The organism is Arthrobacter glacialis (assembly GCF_002909415.1).
In the GTDB taxonomy this organism is placed as follows: domain Bacteria; phylum Actinomycetota; class Actinomycetes; order Actinomycetales; family Micrococcaceae; genus Specibacter; species Specibacter glacialis.
Window position 1 is genome coordinate 49,626 of record NZ_PPXB01000016.1, and the last position, 18,526, is coordinate 68,151.

The following is an 18,526-nucleotide window of genomic DNA, read 5'->3' on the forward strand; positions in this document are numbered from 1 at the left end:
ATTTAGGGGGCATTATCTGCACACTCACCGGACAGCAACGCCACGGGAAACCCACAGGAAGTTCACACTGACAAGACGCCTGCCCAGGAGTAAGTTGTTACCAGTTCGAACCAAATTTTGATGCGCACCTAGGAGTTTGACGTGCTGTTTCGCTTGATAGCCCGCAATGTGGCACCGCACAGGGCGCAGCTGATCATGATTGTGGTGCTGCAGTTCCTCTCCACGCTGGCCACGCTGTACCTGCCCACGCTCAATGCCGACATCATCGACGACGGCGTGGTCAAGGGCAACATCGCCCTGATCATGAACCTGGGCGGCTGGATGCTTGCCATCACGGCGGGCCAGGTGGTGTGCGCCATCGCGGCCACCTATCTCAGCGCCAAGCTGGCCATGGGCGTGGGGCGGCAAATCCGGCGTGACCTCTTCGATAAGGTGGAGACGTTTTCCTCCCAGGAGGTGGGCATCATTGGCGCGCCGTCGCTGATCACGCGCACCACCAACGACGTCCAACAGGTGCAGATGCTGACCCTGATGTCGTTCACCATGATGGTCATGGCACCCATCATGTGCATTGGCGGGATCGTGCTGGCCATGGCCCAGGACGTCCCCCTGTCCGGGCTGCTGCTGGTGATCCTGCCCGTGCTGATCGTGGCCATTGGCCTGATTGTGCGCGTTTTGGTCCCCACCTTCCGCAAGGTTCAGAAGCAGCTTGACGACATCAACGGCGTGCTGCGCGAACAAATCACCGGCATCAGCGTGATCCGCGCCTTTGGTCGCCGCGACTATGAGGCTGACCGGTTCGCCACGGCCAACGGCGCCCTGACCTCCTCCCAGCTGCGGGCCGGGCGGCTGCTCTCGCTCATGTTCCCCACCATCTTCTTTGTGGTGAATGTGACAAGTGTTGGCGTGCTGTGGTTTGGCGGGCAGCGCATCGACGCCGGAGACATGCAGATTGGCGCGTTGACGGCGTTCCTGAGCTACATCATGCAAATCCTGATGTCGGTCATGATGGCCATGTTCATGTTCATGATGATTCCGCGCGCAGCTGTTAGCGCCGAACGCATCATGGAGGTCCTGGACACCGAAGCCAGCGTGGTGGATGCTCCCGACGCTGTTTCCGTCAAGCAGCTCGACGGCGTACTGCAGGTCACCGACGCCGCCTTCAGTTATCCCGGTGCCCAGGCTCCTGTCCTGTCGGGGGTGAGTTTTACGGCCACTCCGGGTACCACGACGGCGATCATCGGCTCCACGGGCAGTGGCAAGTCAACGCTGTTGAACCTCATACCCCGGCTGCTGGACAGCACCGCAGGCTCGATCGAGCTGGGCGGCCACAACGTCAAGGGTGTGACGCTGGCTGCGCTGCGCGGCTCCATCGGCCTGGTGCCGCAGAAGGCCTACCTGTTCACCGGCACCGTGGCCAGCAACATCCGCATGGGAAACCCACAGGCATCGGACGATCAAGTCTGGGAGGCACTGGAAACGGCCCAGGCTGCCGACTTTGTCAGGGGCATGCCCCACGGGCTGGAGTCTCCCATTGAGCAAGGTGGATCCAATGTGTCCGGCGGCCAGCGGCAACGGCTGTGCATTGCCCGCGCCATTGCAGCACAGCCGTCGCTCTATCTTTTTGACGACAGCTTCTCCGCACTGGACTACGCCACGGACGCGAAATTGCGGGCGGCCTTGAGGCCTGTCACCCGCGACGCGGCAGTGTTGGTGGTGGCTCAACGCGTCGGCACCATCAAGGACGCCGACAATATTCTGGTGCTTGATGAAGGGGCGTTGGTGGGCCAGGGAACCCATGAGCAGTTGCTTGAGAGCTGCCCCACCTACCAAGAAATCGTGACATCCCAGATGAGCGCCGATGACCAGCTTTCAGACAACGAGCTGTCAGACAACAAGGGAGGTGCGGAATGACCATGATGCGAGGGGCCCGCGCTGGCGGCCCGCCACAAAAAGCCATCGCCTTTGGCCCCAGCCTCAAACGAATCCTCGCCTTGATGGCGGCCGACAGAATCCGGATAGCAGCGGTGGTTGCCATGGCTGCCGTCTCCGTTGGCTTGTCGGTGCTAGCCCCGAAGGTTTTGGGCCACGCAACAGACATTATTTTCGACGGCGTCGTAGGCCAGATGCTGGACACATTCCCGGCCGGAACCACCAAGGAACAGGCGGTGGCGGCGCTGCGTGCCAGCGGCCAGGGCCAACTTGCTGACATGCTCAACGCCATGAACGTGGTGCCAGGGCAGGGCCTGGATCTGCAGGCTCTGGGCGGCGTCTTGGTGATTGTTTTGGGTCTGTATGTGGTGGCGTTCTTCTTCAACTGGTCCCAGGGCTACATCACCACGGGCATTGTGCAGCGTTCCATGTACCGGCTCAGGACAGAGATTGAAGCCAAGCTGGACAAGCTGCCCATGTCACACTTCCAGCAGGAATCCCGCGGGGACGTGCTCTCCCGTGTCACCAATGACATTGACAATTTCTCCCAGACGCTGAACCAGACACTGACCCAAATTCTCATCGCCGTCCTCACAGTGTGCGGCGTGCTGGGCATGATGTTCTCCATCTCGCCCATGCTTGCCGGTATCTCCCTGCTCACGGTGCCGATCGTTGCCGTCATCACCGTGATGATTGCCAAACGCTCCCAAGTGCAGTTTGCGGCGCAATGGAAGAGCACGGGCGAGCTGAACGGCCATGTGGAGGAAATGTTCACCGGCCATGAGATTGTCAAGGCCTTTGGCCAGCAGCAGGCAGCCATTGAGAAGTTCCGGGTCTCCAATGACAGCCTTTACGAATCCAGCGCCAAGGCCCAGTTTATTTCCGGCATCATCATGCCCAGCACCAACTTCATCTCCAACCTGAACTATGTGGTGGTGGCGGTGCTCGGCGGCATTCAGGTGGCCCAGGGTGCCCTGACTATCGGCAGTGTCCAGGCGTTTATTCAGTACTCCCGCCAGTTCAGCCAGCCCATGGCCCAGCTGGCCAGCATGATCAACCTGCTGCAATCCGGGGTGGCCTCGGCAGAGCGTGTCTTTGAGCTGCTGGATGCCGAGGAGCAAACCCCGGACCACACCCCGCCGGCGGTGTTGGCCGAACCTAAGGGGCGGGTGGTCTTTGACCACGTCAACTTCGGCTACAAGCCGGGGGAGCCGCTCATCAAGGACCTGTCCCTGGTGGCCGAACCTGGCCAGACGGTTGCCATTGTGGGGCCCACCGGCGCTGGCAAGACCACCCTGGTCAATCTGCTCATGCGGTTCTACGAGATCGATTCGGGCACCATCACCATTGACGGCGTCAACACGGCCCACCTGACCCGTGATGACCTGCGCAGCCAATTGGGCATGGTGCTCCAGGATGCCTGGCTGTTTGGTGGGACCATCAAGGACAACTTGAGGTACGGCAAGCTGGACGCCACCGAGGAGGAGATCATCGAGGCTGCCGTGGCCACGCATGTGGACCACTTTGTGATGTCGCTCCCCGACGGCTATGAAACAGTCCTCAGCGACGACGGCGGCGGGCTGAGTCAGGGGCAACGCCAGCTCATGACGATTGCCCGCGCGTGGGTTGCCAACCCCGGCATTCTGATCCTGGACGAGGCCACCAGTTCCGTGGACACCCGCACCGAAGTCATGATTCGCACGGCCATGAACAAACTCCGCCACAACAGGACCAGTTTTGTCATTGCGCACAGACTCTCCACGATTCGTGACGCAGATTTGATACTGGTGATGAATAACGGTGAGATCATTGAACAGGGCAACCATCACGTGCTCCTTGAACGCAAGGGTTTCTACTTCGAGCTATACATGAGCCAGTTTGGAGATCCGCTGGTGGAAGAGGTGAGTCAGTTATGAACACCATGGATATTTTAATGCGCCGCTGGCATCTGGACTCGGAGTCCACAGTGCCGCCCTATGAGCAGATCCGCTTGCGGATCCTGGACCTGGCAGCCTCGGGTGAGCTGGCCGTGGGCAGCAAACTTCCGTCGGTGCGTGCACTCGCGGCGGATTTGAGCGTGGCAGCCAACACGGTGGCCAGGGCGTACAGGGAACTGGAGCAGGCAGGCATTGTGGTGACGGCTGGACGCAGCGGCACCGCCGTGGCATCCGGCGGCGACGCCATTTCGGCCCAAGTTGCAGCGGCGGCTGACGCCTTTGCCGCCGTCGCGCGTGATTTGGGTGTGCCCCATAGCCAGGCGCTGCGCATTGTGGGCGCCGCCCTGGATCGCGCCGTCAGCGGCTGACGTGCGGCAACAACGGCGCGCGTTCGAACGAACTTTCGATTATACTTAGCAGTGAATGCGCGCGAGCCCGGCCGAGTTCTGGCCGTTCCGCGCCCACACAGTGGACAGCAATGTGAAGGAAACAATGGCCCAGTTGCACAACTCGTCAACCGATCCGCAGCGCCCCGACTTGTCGCGTTTGATAGTCAAGGGCGCCCGCGAGCACAATCTGCGCAACGTTGACCTTGACCTGCCCCGTGACGCCATGATCGTGTTCACGGGATTGTCTGGTTCGGGGAAGTCCTCCCTAGCCTTTGACACCATCTTCGCCGAAGGCCAGCGCCGCTATGTGGAATCCCTCTCCGCCTATGCCCGGCAGTTCCTGGGCCAGGTGGACAAGCCTGATGTTGACTTCATTGAGGGCCTGTCCCCGGCGGTTTCCATTGACCAGAAGTCCACCAGCAAGAACCCCCGCTCCACGGTGGGCACCATCACCGAGATTTATGACTACATGCGCCTGCTGTGGGCCAGGGTGGGAACTCCCCATTGCCCCACCTGCGGCGAGCCCATTGCCAAGCAGACCCCGCAGCAAATCGTGGACCAGCTGCTGGAGATGCCTGAGGGCACCCGCTTCCAGATCCTGGCCCCCGTGGTCCGCGACCGCAAGGGCGAGTTTGTTGAACTGTTCAAGGAACTCACCGCCAAGGGCTATTCCCGCGCCAAGGTGGACGGTGAGCAGATTCAGCTCAGCGATCCACCCAAGCTGAAGAAGACGTTCAAGCACACCATTGAAGTAGTGGTGGACCGGCTCGTGGTCAAGGACGGCATCCAGCAGCGCCTCACCGACTCCGTCGAAACAGCCCTGGGGCTGGCTGACGGCCGCGTGCTGGCCGAGCTGGTTGACCTGCCGGAGCAGGATTCCGGACGTATCCGCTCCTTCTCCGAGAACTTGGCCTGCCCCAACGAGCACCCGCTGGCCATTGACGAGATTGAGCCGCGCTCCTTCTCCTTCAACAACCCCTTCGGGGCCTGCAGCGCTTGTAGCGGTATTGGCACCAAGCTTGAAGTTGATGAAGAGCTCGTCATCCCCAACCCGTTCCTCTCGCTGCGTGAGGGCGCCATTGCCCCGTGGTCGCTGGGCACCGCCACCACTGAGTACTGGAACCGCCTCCTGGAAGGGCTGTCGGCCGAACTCGACTTCGACCTTGACACCCCGTGGAACAAGCTGGACACCCCAGTGCGCACGGCCATCCTGTACGGCAAGGACCACAAGGTGGTGGTGCAGTACAAGAACCGTTTTGGCCGCGAACGCAAGTACAGCACAGGCTTTGAAGGCGCCGTGCAGTACATCCAGCGCAAGCACATCGAGACGGAATCGGACTCCGCCCGTGACCGTTACGAAGAATACATGCGCCAGATTCCGTGTCCCGCGTGTGGGGGAGCCCGGCTTAACCCGGCCTCACTGTCCGTGCTGATCAACGGCAAGTCCATTTCCGCTGTTGCCGCCCTGTCCATGCGCGACTGCTTCGACTTCCTCTCCAACCTGGTGCTGACGGGGCGCGAAGCCCAGATTGCCAGTCAGGTCCTGAAGGAGATCCAGGCCCGCCTGCGGTTCCTGCTCGACGTCGGACTTGAGTACCTGAACCTGGAACGCGCCTCGGCCACCCTCTCCGGCGGCGAAGCCCAGCGTATTCGCCTGGCCACGCAGATCGGCTCCGGCCTGGTGGGCGTGCTGTACGTGCTTGATGAGCCGTCCATCGGTCTGCACCAGCGGGACAACCGCCGCCTGATTGAAACGCTCACCCGCCTGCGCGATCTTGGCAACACCCTCATTGTGGTCGAACACGATGAAGACACCATCAAGGAAGCCGACTGGATTGTGGACATTGGCCCCGGCGCCGGTGAGCACGGCGGCGAAGTGGTGCACTCAGGATCCTTGGAGGACTTGCTGGCCAACACCCGCTCCCTGACGGGCGACTACCTGTCCGGGCGCAAGTCCATCGCCATGCCGGCCACCCGGCGCAAGTACGACAAAAAGCGTGAACTCACGGTGGTCGGGGCCAAGGAGAACAACCTCCAAAACGTTGACGTGAAGTTCCCGCTGGGCGTGTTGACGGCCGTGACCGGCGTCAGCGGCTCCGGCAAGTCCACCCTGGTCAACGAGATCCTGTACAAGGTGCTGGCGAACAAGCTCAACGGCGCCAAGCAGGTTGCCGGCCGCCACCTGCGCGTGGATGGTTTGGAGCACCTGGACAAGGTGGTGCACGTGGACCAGAGCCCCATTGGTCGCACGCCGCGCTCCAACCCGGCCACCTACACTGGCGTTTTTGACAACATTCGGAAACTTTTTGCCGAGACCAACGAATCAAAAATGCGCGGCTACCAGCCGGGACGTTTCTCCTTCAACGTCAAGGGCGGGCGCTGCGAGGCGTGCACCGGTGACGGCACGCTGAAGATTGAAATGAACTTCCTGCCGGATGTTTACGTGCCGTGCGAGGTCTGCCACGGCGCCCGCTACAACCGCGAAACCCTGGAAGTCCACTACAAGGGCAAGTCCATTGCCGACGTGCTGAACATGCCCATCGAGGAAGGCGCCGACTTCTTCGCAGCCTTCACCCCCATTGCCCGGCACCTGCGCACGCTGGTCGACGTCGGACTCGGCTACGTGCGCTTGGGGCAGGCCTCCACCACCTTGTCCGGTGGTGAGGCGCAGCGCGTCAAGCTCGCCGCCGAACTGCAGAAGCGCTCCAACGGGCGCAGCATTTACGTCCTGGACGAGCCCACCACGGGCCTGCACTTTGAGGACATTCGCAAGCTGCTGTTGGTGCTGCAGGGGCTCGTGGACAAGGGCAACACCGTCATCGTCATTGAGCACAACCTTGATGTGATCAAGAGTGCCGACTGGATTGTGGACTTGGGGCCCGACGGCGGCACCGGTGGCGGCCAGGTGATTGCCACGGGAACCCCGGAGAAGGTGGCCAAGAGTGAACAAAGTTACACCGCCACGTTCCTGCGCGAAGCCCTGAACGTCTAGCCCCGTCACCCCTTCCCAACTGTGACGCAGTTGTTGCTCCAAAATCGCCTCAGAAAGCGCTTTCCACCGCAACAACTGCGTCACAGATGGGAGGGCGGGGGCTGGGTGGCTGTTGAATTCTTCGCTCAAGATATGCCTGCCGGTGCATGGATGAGTTGGTAGTGGGGCATGTCGTGAGAAACTATGGACGTGAATATCGCCGCTACGCCCGTCAATCGTGGCAAAACTGCCACCGCAGTCCTTTTCGACCTCGATGGGACCCTTGTTGACCCGGCCGGAGGGATCACCCAAGGCATTGAATATGCCCTGAGGACCATGGACTTGCCCAGTCCCGGACTGGACGCCCTCAATGCGATGGTCGGGCCCAAGCTCGCTGACGCGCTGGTCACTTTTGCCGGTGTACCGCTGGACACCGTGCCGGCGGTCATTGCCGCATACAGGGTTTGGTATGGCCGTCAGGGTATGGCCATGTCTGTGCTGTATCCGGGCATCAAGGATCTGCTGACTCAGCTGAAAGCGGCAGGGGTTCCACTGGCTGTTGCCACACAGAAGCCCGAACCACTGGCCAAGAAACTGTTGGCACTGCATGAGATTGACCAGCTGTTTACCGTGATCAAGGGCTCCCACGCGGACGAGACCCTGATGCCCGGTGCGCCTGGCTACCGTGCAGGGAAGAGCGAGATCATTGCTGCCGCATTGACTGAACTCTCAGAACTGGGCGATCTTGCAGATGGCGCCGGGTCCGCCGCAGTCATGGTGGGGGACAGGCACCAGGATGTGCGCGGTGCCCAAGATAACGGCCTTGACTGCATTGGCGTTTCGTGGGGCTTTGCCGCCGACGGCGAGCTGGCGGCGGCAGGCGTGACCGCCGTCGTGCACTCTGCCGACGAACTTGCCCAAGAATTGACTCAGACTTTCTTGGAGGCTCGCGATGGTGCTCTATGACATGACCCGTGGGCTGACACGCGGAACCATCAGCGCACTGTGCCGGCCTACCGTTGAAGGTCTGGAGAATGTGCCCACCGACGGGCCGTTCATCGTGGCGCCCAACCATCTGTCCTTCTTTGACTCGGTCATTGTGCAGGCGCTGACGCCCCGGCCGGTTTCCTTCTTCGCCAAGGCCGAATACTTCAACGGCAAGGGCATCAGGGGAAAACTGATGAAGTCATTCTTCGAGTCGGTGAACTCCATCCCGGTGGAACGCGGCGAACAGGCTGCCAGCGTTCAGGCCTTGAAGACGCTGCTGGAGATTCTGGGCCGCAATGAGGGCGTGGGCATTTATCCCGAGGGCACACGCTCACGTGATGGAGTTCTGTACCGCGGCCGCACCGGCGTAGGCTGGCTGGCCCTGACAACGGGCGCCCCAGTGGTCCCCGTAGGCATTATTGGCACCGAAAAGTTGCAGCCAGCCGGTGGGAAGGGCTTCCGGCCGGCAAAGTTCACGCTGCGCTTCGGCAAGCCGCTGTACTTTGAAAAAACGGGCCCGGACCATTCCCTGCCCGCCAGGCGGCACGTCACTGACACCATCATGGATGCCATTGCCGAACTCACTGGCCAGGAGCGCAGCGCCAAATACAACCAGAGCCCCAGCATCGAATAGGCCCCACCCGCGTCCGCCCACAGCGTGCAAGCCCGCTGAACGTCGCCCCGGACGCACGGGCCCACCCTAGAATGATGATGTGGCAGATCCAGCAAGTTACCGGCCCAAGCCCGGCGAAATTCCCACGGACCCAGGTGTTTACCGTTTCCGTGATGAACACGGACGCATTATTTATGTGGGCAAGGCCAAGAACCTCCGATCCCGGCTGAATTCATACTTCGCCAATCCGGCCACCTTGCTGCCCAAAACCCATGCCATGGTTCATCATGCGGCAAGTGTGCAATGGACCATTGTGGGCAGCGAGCTGGAAGCGCTGCAGCTGGAATATACGTGGATCAAGGAATTCGCGCCCCGGTACAACCTTGCGTTCAGGGACGACAAAACGTACCCGTATCTCGCCGTCTCCATGAGTGAGAAGTTTCCCCGCGTCCAGGTGATGCGCGGTGAACGGCGCAAGGGCACCAAATACTTTGGCCCGTACACAGCCGGTGCCATCCGCGAAACCATGGACACCCTGCTGCGGGTGTTTCCCGTGCGCAGCTGCAGCACGGGCGTGTTGCGCCGCGCCGAACGCAGCGGCCGCCCCTGCCTGCTGGGCTACATCGACAAATGCGCTGCCCCGTGCGTGGGCCGCATCAGCATCGAAGACCACAAGGCCCTGGCCCAGGATTTCTGTGACTTTATGGGCGGGGAAGCCAAACGTTTCATCGGCACCCTGGAGAAGCGCATGTCAGCCGCCGTGGCTGAGCTGGACTACGAACAGGCCGCCAGGGTGCGCGATGACATCATTGCGCTGCGCAAAGTCTTTGAACGCAACGCAGTGGTCCTGACCGAAGACACCAACGCGGACATTTTTGCTGTGGAGCAGGATGACCTTGAAGCTGCAGTGCAGGTCTTCTTTGTCCGCGGCGGGCGCATCCGCGGCCAGCGAGGCTGGGTGGTGGAGAAGGTCGAGGACGCCTCCAACGCCGAGCTGTGGGAGCACCTGATGCAGCAGGTCTATGGCGGAGAGGAACAGCAGCAGGACGCCATCCCGCGCCAGATCCTTGTCCCCGAGCTGCCTGCCAACCATGAATACCTGGCCCAGTGGCTGGGTGAGCTGCGCCAAGGCAAGGTCTCCATCAAGGTGCCCCAGCGGGGCGAGAAGGCTGCGTTGATGGACACTGTCCAGATCAATGCCCGCCAGGCCATGGCCCTGCACAAGTCACGCCGGGCAGGGGATCTGACAACGCGCTCACTGGCGCTTCAGGAACTCCAGGAGGCCCTGGATTTGCCCATGCCGCTGCTGCGCATTGAATGCTTCGACATCTCCCATGTCCAAGGCACCAATGTGGTGGCCTCCATGGTGGTGGTGGAGGACGGCATCGCCAAGAAGAGCGAATACCGCAAGTTCGCGATTACGGGTGAAGCCGCCATCGATGACACCGCGTCGATGTATGACGTCATCACCCGCCGCTTCCGCAACTACCTCGCGGAGAAGGAGACGCGCGCCCAGGGCACCCTCGCCAGCGGTGAACTTATGGCCGGAGACGATGAGGACACCGTTGAGGCGCCCAAGTCCAAGTTCGCCTACCCGCCCAACCTGGTGGTGGTCGACGGCGGCATACCCCAAGTTAACGCTGCGGCGCGGGCATTGGCCGACCTGGGCATCACCGACGTTGCCGTAATTGGCCTGGCCAAACGCCTCGAGGAGGTATGGGTGCCCGAAAGTGACTTCCCGGTCATCTTGCCGCGTTCCTCGGAGGGCTTGTATCTGCTGCAGCGGATCCGTGATGAGGCCCATAGATTTGCCATCACTTTCCACCGGGCAAAACGCGGGAAGGCCATGGTGGCCTCAGTCTTGGATACCGTGCCGGGGCTTGGTGCCGCCAAACAGAAAACGCTGCTGGCCCACTTTGGTTCACTCAAGAAGGTCCGTGCCGCCACGGTGGAGGAATTGGCGCAGGCCAAGGGTGTGGGGCCCGTGCTGGCGCAAGCCATCCATGACACCGTGAACGCCAGCGACCAGAACCTGACGCCCGCACCGGCAATCAACATGACCACCGGCGAAATACTCGACTAGCGAACGCGCCTGGCGGCCTCCTCCCGGTAAGCCGCTTCGCGCCTTTCCGGGTCCCTCGGAGGATAGGCTTAGTCTGTAGCCGTGGCTGGGCGGCGGAACCCTTGGGTTTCACACAAATAATTGACAGGGAAACGTAATGAACCAAGAGCAAGACACGACCGGCAGCGGCGAGGAATCCTTGACGGCGGTTAAACCGGTTGAAGCCGAACTGTTGGTGGTAACGGGCATGTCCGGCGCCGGCCGCAGCACCGCTGCCAACGCCCTGGAAGACCATGGCTGGTACGTCATCGAGAACTTGCCACCGCAGATGCTGGGCACGCTGGCGGAGCTGGTCTCACGCATGCCGGCAGCGCTGCCCAAGCTGGCCGTCGTCGTCGATGTCCGCGGCAAGGCTCTCTTTGCAGACATTCGCGAATCACTCAACGCACTCTCATCCGCCGGCGTGAGCTACCGGGTGCTGTTCCTGGACGCCAGTGACGACACGCTGGTGCGGCGCTTCGAGCAGGGCCGGCGCCCCCACCCCTTGCAGGAGGACGGCCGGATCCTCGATGGCATCGCCGCCGAGCGCCTGCTGCTCGCGGAAATGAAGAACCAGGCGGAGATGATCCTGGACACCTCCGTCATGAACGTGCATGAGCTGGCCTCTGCCGTCACGGAGCTGTTTTCCGAGTCGGGTCCGGTGGTTTTGAGCCTGACGGTCATGAGCTTCGGGTTCAAGTACGGCCTGCCCGTGGACGCCAACTACGTGGCGGATGTCCGTTTCATTCCCAACCCGCACTGGATCCCGCAGCTGCGCCCGCTGACCGGCCAGGACGAGGCCGTCAGCAACTTTGTGCTCAACGACAACGGCGCAGCCGACTTTGTGGACAGGTACGTGCACGCCCTGGAACCAGTCTTTGAGGGCTACCGCCGCGAGAACAAGCACTACGCAACCATTGCGGTTGGCTGCACAGGCGGCAAGCACCGTTCTGTGGCCGTTGCCATTGAACTTGCCAAGCGCCTGAGCCAATTGCCGCGCGTCACCACAAGTATTCGGCACCGCGATTTGGGCCGGGAGTAAGCGTGTACACAGGAATTCTGCCTATAGTGCCGTCCGCTGCGAAACTGCCCACCCTGAACACCGGAGCCAAGGTGGCAGCCCTGGGCGGCGGGCACGGACTGGCCGCATCACTCTCCGCGCTGCGCCTGGTGACGGGCAATGTTACGGCCGTCGTCACAGTAGCTGACGACGGCGGCTCCTCCGGCCGCCTACGCGAAGAGTTGGGTGTCCTCCCGCCGGGAGACTTGCGCATGGCCCTGTCGGCGCTTTGTGACGACACTGACTGGGGCAGGACCTGGCGCGATGTCATGCAGCACAGATTCACCTCGCGTGAAGGTGTCACCGGATCCCTGGACAACCACGCCCTGGGCAACTTGCTGATTGTGACCCTGTGGGAACTGCTTGGCGACCCCGTGGCCGGCCTGCGCTGGGCCGGGGCCCTGCTGGGTGCCCGGGGCGAAGTGCTGCCCATGGCCAGCGTGCCCCTGACCATCGAGGGCTTGGTGAAGGTTCCCGGTTTGCCCGGCCGCCTCATCCGTGGCCAGTCCCTGCTGGCCAAGGCAGGGGAGGTGGAGGAGGTGCGCCTGCTGCCCGTTGACGCGCCTGCCTGCACGGAAGCCGTGACGGCCATTCACGACGCCGACTGGGTGGTTCTGGGGCCCGGCTCCTGGTACACCTCGGTGCTGCCGCACTTGTTGCTGCCACAGATGCGTGAAGCCCTGTGCACCACCAAGGCCAAGCGCCTGCTCACCATGAACCTGGACGTCAACGATGCAGAGGCCGATGGCATGAACGCGGCGGACCACTTGCACGTCATTTCACGGTACGCACCGGAGTTCAATGTTGACGTGGTGCTGGCGGATCCCTCATCCATTGGCGATGTTGGCGAATTCACACAAGCGGCCGCAATGATCGGTGCCGAGGTGGTGTTCGGTAAGGTGGGGAGTTCCGGTGGCAACGCTGTCCACGATCCGCTACGGTTGGCAGCTGCGTACCGCGATATCTTTGGGGGTCATTAATGAACGTGAAAGTAGAGGCTGAATCATGGCGCTAACTGCGGCAGTAAAAGAAGAATTGTCTCGGCTTGACGTCAAGAAATCCTCCGTCCGCAAGGCCGAGGTTTCCACGCTTTTGAGGTTTGCCGGCGGGCTGCACATCATCTCCGGCAAAATTGTCATCGAAGCCGAGGTGGACACCGCGGCAACCGCCAGGCGCTTGCGCCTTGCCATCGCCGAAATGTACGGCCACCAAAGCGAGATCATTGTTGTCTCCGGTGGCGGGCTGCGCCGAGGCAACCGCTACGTGGTGCGGGTGGTGCGCGACGGCGAAGCCCTGGCCCGCCAAAGCGGGTTGTTGGACGCCCGCGGCCGGCCAGTCCGGGGCCTGCCCTCTGTGGTTGTCAACGGTTCCACCGCCGACGCCGAAGCCGTATGGCGTGGCGCCTTCCTGGCCCATGGCTCCCTGACCGAACCGGGCCGCTCATCGGCCCTGGAGGTCACCTGCCCGGGCCCCGAAGCCGCGCTGGCCCTCGTGGGGGCCGCGCGTCGTCTGGACATTGCGGCCAAGGCCCGCGACGTACGCGGCATTGACAGGGTTGTCATCCGCGACGGGGACACCATCGCCGCGCTCTTGGTCCGCATGGGCGCCCATGACACGTTCCTGGTATGGGAGGAGCGGCGCATGCGCAAGGAAGTTCGCGCCACAGCCAATCGTCTGGCCAACTTTGACGATGCAAATCTGCGGCGTTCAGCCCAGGCCGCAGTGGCAGCGGGCGCACGGGTGGAGCGAGCCCTGGAGATTTTGGGCGACGACGTCCCGGATCATCTGAAGTACGCCGGCGCCCTGCGTGTGGCCCACAAGCAGGCCAGTTTGGATGAACTGGGCAGGTTGGCTGACCCGCCCCTGACCAAGGACGCCATCGCCGGGCGCATTCGCCGCCTGCTGGCCATGGCGGATAAAAAAGCCAAAGATTTAGGCATTCCCGGTACTGAGTCCAATGTCACTTTCGACATGCTCGATACCTAAGCTGCCTAGTATGAAAGAGTAGAGGATGAGCCGCCTGTTCCAGACGGATTAACCTTGCTAGATATTTACGCTGGCAAAACAAATAGAAGAATCGCAACGGAGGAACCGTGACTAAGTACACACTCCCAGAACTCAGCTATGACTATGCTGCCCTGGAGCCCAATATTTCCGCCCGCATCATGGAACTGCACCACAGCAAGCACCACGCTGCCTATGTTGCAGGAGCCAACTTGGCTCTGGAACAGCTTGCCGAAGCTCGCGAGACCAACAACTTCGCCAACGTCAACAGGTTCTCCAAGGACCTGGCATTCCACCTGGGTGGCCACACCAACCACTCCATCTTCTGGAACAACCTGTCCCCCGAGGGTGGCGACAAGCCCGAAGGCGAGTTGGCCGCAGCGATCGATGATGCGTTTGGTTCCTTCGACGCATTCCGCGCCCACTTCACCGCAGCAGCCATGGGCATCCAGGGCTCCGGCTGGGCGTTGCTGTCCTACGAAGGCCTCGGCGGCAACCTGCTGATCGAGCAGCTCTTCGACCAGCAGGGCAACATCCCCGTAGCCACCACCCCGCTGTTGATGCTGGACATGTGGGAGCACGCCTTCTACTTGGACTACGTCAACGTCAAGGCTGACTACGTGAAGGCTTTCTGGAACATTGTGAACTGGGCGGATGTCTCCAAGCGCTTTGAGGCAGCCCGCAAGAACGCCACCGGCCTGATCCTGCCGTAGCTGCGTGAAAAACCTGGCCTAGCAAACACCATGTTTCAGCGGTGTTTCTGACCAATATGTGGACGCCCGCCCCGTACGATTAACGGGGCGGGCACCATAGAACGTAATATAGATCACGGCGCGCGCTTGTCGATGCGCGCCATCGAAAGAATCTCTGCCCAACGTCGTGCGGGAAACAATGGTTGAAGGTGACCTTCAACCTGACTACGTGTGTTCGTAAGAGCACCAAGGAGAGAACTAAGTGACTACTCGTATTGGTATTAACGGGTTCGGCCGCATTGGCCGCAACTACTTCCGCGCCGCACTCGCTCAGGGCGCCGACATTGAGATTGTTGCTGTCAACGACCTCACCAGCCCCGAGGCCTTGGCACACCTGCTCAAGTATGACTCCGTAAACGGCCGCTTGTCCGTTTCCGTTGAGGTTGTTGACGGCCACCTGGTAGTTGACGGCAAGACCATCACCGTTCTGGCTGAGCGCGATCCCGCAAACCTCCCTTGGGGCGAATTGGGCGTTGACATTGTCATCGAGTCCACGGGCTTCTTCACCAAGGCTGCCGACGCTCAGAAGCACATTGATGCTGGCGCCAAGAAGGTCCTCATCTCCGCTCCGGCGTCGAATGAAGACATCACCATCGTTTTGGGCGTGAACGACGATCTCTACGATCCGGCTGCACACCACATCATCTCCAACGCATCATGCACCACCAACTGCCTGGGCCCGCTGGCCAAGGTTTTGAACGACAACTTCGGTTTGGAGCGTGGCCTGATGACCACCATCCACGCCTACACTGCCGACCAGAACCTGCAGGACGGCCCGCACAGCGACCTCCGCCGTGCACGCGCAGCAGCCGTGAACATGATCCCGACGTCCACTGGTGCAGCCAAGGCCATTGGCCTGGTTCTGCCGGAGCTCAAGGGCAAGCTCGATGGTTACGCCATCCGCGTACCCGTCCCCACAGGTTCAGCAACTGACCTGACCGCAACTGTTAGCCGCGAAGTAACCGTTGAGGAAGTCAACGCCGCTTACAAGGCTGCCGCTGCTGAAGGCAAGCTCGCCGGCTACTTGACCTACACCGAAGACCCGATCGTGTCCTCGGACATTGTTGGCGACCCGGCGTCGTCCATCTTTGACTCTGGCCTGACAAAGGTCATTGGCAACCAGGTCAAGGTTGTTTCCTGGTACGACAACGAGTGGGGCTACTCCAACCGCCTGGTCGACTTGACCGAGCTCGTCGCCTCCAAGCTCTAAGGCTAAAAATGACACTTCACACCCTCAGCGAACTCATCGATGAAGGTGTCCGTGGGCGGTACGTTCTTATCCGTAGTGATTTGAACGTGCCGCTCGACGGCTCTACAGTCACCGATGACGGTCGCATCAAGGCCTCCCTGCCCGGGATCAAGGCATTGGCCGACGCCGGCGCCAAAGTTCTGCTCAGCGCTCACCTGGGCCGCCCCAAGGGTGCCCCGGAAGCCAAGTATTCCTTGGCTCCCGCCGTGGCCCGCCTGGCGGAGTTGGCTCCCGAGCTCAACGCCACCCTGGCCGCTGACACCACAGGTCCCGGCGCACAGGCTGCTGCTGCAGCATTGGCTGACGGTTCCGTTTTGGTGCTGGAGAACGTCCGCTTTGATGCCCGTGAAACCTCCAAGGACGATGCCGAGCGCGCGGCATTTGCCGCCGAGCTGGCTGCGTTGACGGGGCAGAACGGCGCCTATGTGGATGACGCCTTTGGTGCTGTCCACCGCAAGCACGCAAGTGTCTTCGACATTGCGAAGCTTTTGCCGTCTTACCAGGGCGATCTGGTGCGCACCGAGTTGGAGGTCCTGCGCAAGCTGACCACCAACACCGAGCGTCCCTACGTAGTGGTTTTGGGTGGTTCAAAGGTTTCGGACAAGTTGGCTGTCATTGACAACCTCCTTGGCAAGGCGGACACCATTTTGGTTGGTGGCGGCATGCTGTTCACCTTCTTGGCAGCACAGGGCCACAAAGTTGGCGCTTCACTGTTGGAAGTTGACCAGATCCCCGTCGTTCAGGACTATCTGGACCGTGCAGCTGCTGCCGGCACCACTTTTGTGTTGCCGACTGACGTTGTGGTTGCTTCGGGTTTCTCCGCTGATGCCAGCCACGAAGTGGTTGCTGCCGATGCCATTGAAGAAAGCTCCTTTGGGGCCGGCGGACTGGGCCTGGACATTGGTCCGTTGTCCGGTGCGGCCTTCGCGGAAGCCATTTCGCAGGCTAAGACTGTGTTCTGGAACGGCCCCATGGGCGTGTTCGAGTTTGCAGCCTTCGCCGAGGGAACCCGTGCAGTGGCCGGTGCCTTGAGTGCCAACAGTGCCAGTGGCGGATTCACAGTGGTTGGCGGCGGCGATTCTGCCGCGGCCGTACGTACCCTCGGGTTCGCGGACACTGAATTCGGTCACATCTCCACCGGTGGTGGAGCCAGCCTCGAATTCCTTGAAGGCAAGGAACTCCCGGGACTGAGCGCACTAGAGCGCTAAACCAAAAGGCGGCGGCAGGATATTCCTGCCGCCGCCTTTTCTCGCGCCACCTGGCGCAAATTTTTCAAGTTTTTGATTTAGCTACGCAAGAAACGAGACACCGATGACGACTTCAACTAACGGTAATTTCGACCGGACACTGCTCATTGCCGGCAACTGGAAGATGAACATGGACCACGTCCAGGGCATCACCTTGCTGCAGAAGCTCGCCTGGACACTCTCCGATGCACGCCACGACTTCAGCCGTGTGGAGGTTGCAGTATTCCCGCCGTTCACAGACCTTCGCGGAGTCCAGACACTCGTCCAGGGTGACAAGCTCAAGCTTGCCTACGGTGGACAGGACCTTTCCGACAAGGATTCCGGCGCGTACACGGGCGACATCTCCGGTGCATTCCTGAACAAGCTCGGCTGCGCCTACGTTTTGGTGGGCCACAGTGAACGCCGTGAAATCCACAACGAGAGCGATGAGCTCCTCAACGCCAAGGTCAAGGCCGCCTACCGCAACGAGGTCACCCCCGTACTGTGCGCCGGTGAGGGTTTGGCCATCCGCCAGGCCGGGACCCACGTTGAGCACACGCTCGCGCAGGTGCGCGCAGGCGTTGCCGGATTGACCGCAGAGCAAGCAGCCACACTTGTCATTGCCTATGAGCCCGTTTGGGCCATCGGCACCGGCGAAGTTGCCGGTCCCGAAGATGCACAGGAAATGTGCGCAGCCATTCGCGCCGAGCTGGTGGAACTGTTCGACGCCGAGACGGCCGCCAAGACCCGCCTGCTCTACGGCGGTTCAGTCAAGGCCAACAACGTTGCCGCCATCATGGCCGAGCGTGATGTTGACGGTGTTTTGGTTGGCGGTGCCAGCCTGGATGCCGGCGAATTCGCCAGCATTGCCCGCTTTGAGAGCCACCTCGTAACGAAGTAGCGAATAGGCACCCAAGTTTCGTGTCCATTCGCCATGTGCGGGTGGACACGGATAGACTTGGGTGCGAACATGGCGTGCCCCTCACCAGCAATTTATGGTGGCACGCACCCATGTAACCCACTTTTTTGAGTTACACCATAACCATGCTGAAAGGCCCCTCGTGGAAACACTACAAATCGCCCTGCAGATCCTTTTGGGTGTCACCAGCTTGCTGCTGACCTTGCTGATCTTGCTGCACAAGGGCCGTGGCGGCGGTCTCTCGGACATGTTTGGCGGCGGCATGAGTTCAAACCTTGGCTCCTCCGGTGTTGCCGAGCGTAACTTGAACCGCTTCACAGTCATCTTGGGCATCACCTGGGGCGTAGTGATCATTGGCCTGGGCCTGATCATGTCCTACAGCTAAG

The 18,526-nt window shown here is 61.3% G+C and carries 15 protein-coding genes; all 15 read left to right on the forward strand.

Going from position 1 to position 18,526, the window contains the following annotated elements:
• Nucleotides 1-141 precede the first annotated feature (141 nt).
• The 15 genes from CVS28_RS16655 to secG all read left to right on the forward strand — a co-directional run bounded on the left by CVS28_RS16655 (nucleotide 142) and on the right by secG (nucleotide 18,525).
• Complete coding sequence (locus CVS28_RS16655; RefSeq protein ID WP_103482206.1) at nucleotides 142-1,914, forward strand: ABC transporter ATP-binding protein; 1,773 nt, start codon at nucleotides 142-144, stop codon at nucleotides 1,912-1,914.
• The gene (locus CVS28_RS16660; RefSeq protein WP_103482207.1) at nucleotides 1,911-3,848 is read left to right on the forward strand and encodes an ABC transporter ATP-binding protein; all 1,938 of its coding nucleotides are present in this window, start codon (nucleotides 1,911-1,913) and stop codon (nucleotides 3,846-3,848) included. The genes CVS28_RS16655 and CVS28_RS16660 overlap by 4 nt, the downstream gene beginning before the upstream one ends.
• The gene (locus tag CVS28_RS16665; RefSeq protein ID WP_243399940.1) at nucleotides 3,845-4,237 is read left to right on the forward strand and encodes a GntR family transcriptional regulator; all 393 of its coding nucleotides are present in this window, start codon (nucleotides 3,845-3,847) and stop codon (nucleotides 4,235-4,237) included. Before CVS28_RS16660 ends, CVS28_RS16665 begins: the two co-directional genes overlap by 4 nt.
• Nucleotides 4,238-4,361: 124 nt before the next feature.
• Entirely contained in the window at nucleotides 4,362-7,250 is a 2,889-nt protein-coding gene (gene uvrA / locus CVS28_RS16670; protein WP_103466831.1) for an excinuclease ABC subunit UvrA, read from the forward strand.
• Between the two features lie 189 nt (nucleotides 7,251-7,439).
• Entirely contained in the window at nucleotides 7,440-8,195 is a 756-nt protein-coding gene (locus tag CVS28_RS16675) for an HAD hydrolase-like protein (protein ID WP_243399941.1), read from the forward strand.
• Nucleotides 8,182-8,850: a lysophospholipid acyltransferase family protein gene (locus CVS28_RS16680; RefSeq protein ID WP_103466833.1), complete on the forward strand. Its 669-nt coding sequence runs from the start codon at nucleotides 8,182-8,184 to the stop codon at nucleotides 8,848-8,850. The genes CVS28_RS16675 and CVS28_RS16680 overlap by 14 nt, the downstream gene beginning before the upstream one ends.
• Before the next feature lie 79 nt (nucleotides 8,851-8,929).
• On the forward strand, nucleotides 8,930-10,912 hold the full coding sequence (uvrC, locus tag CVS28_RS16685) for an excinuclease ABC subunit UvrC (protein WP_103482209.1): 1,983 nt from the start codon (nucleotides 8,930-8,932) through the stop codon (nucleotides 10,910-10,912).
• 136 nt (nucleotides 10,913-11,048) lie between these two features.
• Complete coding sequence (rapZ, locus tag CVS28_RS16690) at nucleotides 11,049-11,972, forward strand: RNase adapter RapZ (RefSeq protein WP_103466835.1); 924 nt, start codon at nucleotides 11,049-11,051, stop codon at nucleotides 11,970-11,972.
• A 2-nt stretch (nucleotides 11,973-11,974) separates the two neighbouring features.
• A complete protein-coding gene (locus CVS28_RS16695; protein ID WP_103482210.1) occupies nucleotides 11,975-12,970 on the forward strand; it encodes a gluconeogenesis factor YvcK family protein in 996 nt (331 codons plus the stop codon).
• Between the two features lie 25 nt (nucleotides 12,971-12,995).
• Nucleotides 12,996-13,976: a DNA-binding protein WhiA gene (gene whiA, locus CVS28_RS16700; protein WP_103466837.1), complete on the forward strand. Its 981-nt coding sequence runs from the start codon at nucleotides 12,996-12,998 to the stop codon at nucleotides 13,974-13,976.
• A 107-nt stretch (nucleotides 13,977-14,083) separates the two neighbouring features.
• Nucleotides 14,084-14,707: a superoxide dismutase gene (locus CVS28_RS16705; protein WP_103466838.1), complete on the forward strand. Its 624-nt coding sequence runs from the start codon at nucleotides 14,084-14,086 to the stop codon at nucleotides 14,705-14,707.
• Between the two features lie 241 nt (nucleotides 14,708-14,948).
• Nucleotides 14,949-15,956 (forward strand): type I glyceraldehyde-3-phosphate dehydrogenase, encoded by a 1,008-nt coding sequence (gene gap / locus CVS28_RS16710; protein ID WP_044572117.1) that lies wholly within the window; start codon nucleotides 14,949-14,951, stop codon nucleotides 15,954-15,956.
• 8 nt (nucleotides 15,957-15,964) lie between these two features.
• Nucleotides 15,965-17,203, forward strand: coding sequence for a phosphoglycerate kinase (locus CVS28_RS16715; RefSeq protein WP_103466839.1), 1,239 nt, complete (start codon nucleotides 15,965-15,967; stop codon nucleotides 17,201-17,203).
• 103 nt (nucleotides 17,204-17,306) lie between these two features.
• A complete protein-coding gene (gene tpiA / locus CVS28_RS16720; protein ID WP_103482211.1) occupies nucleotides 17,307-18,122 on the forward strand; it encodes a triose-phosphate isomerase in 816 nt (271 codons plus the stop codon).
• A 160-nt stretch (nucleotides 18,123-18,282) separates the two neighbouring features.
• On the forward strand, nucleotides 18,283-18,525 hold the full coding sequence (secG, locus tag CVS28_RS16725; protein WP_103466841.1) for a preprotein translocase subunit SecG: 243 nt from the start codon (nucleotides 18,283-18,285) through the stop codon (nucleotides 18,523-18,525).
• Nucleotide 18,526 lies beyond the last annotated feature (1 nt).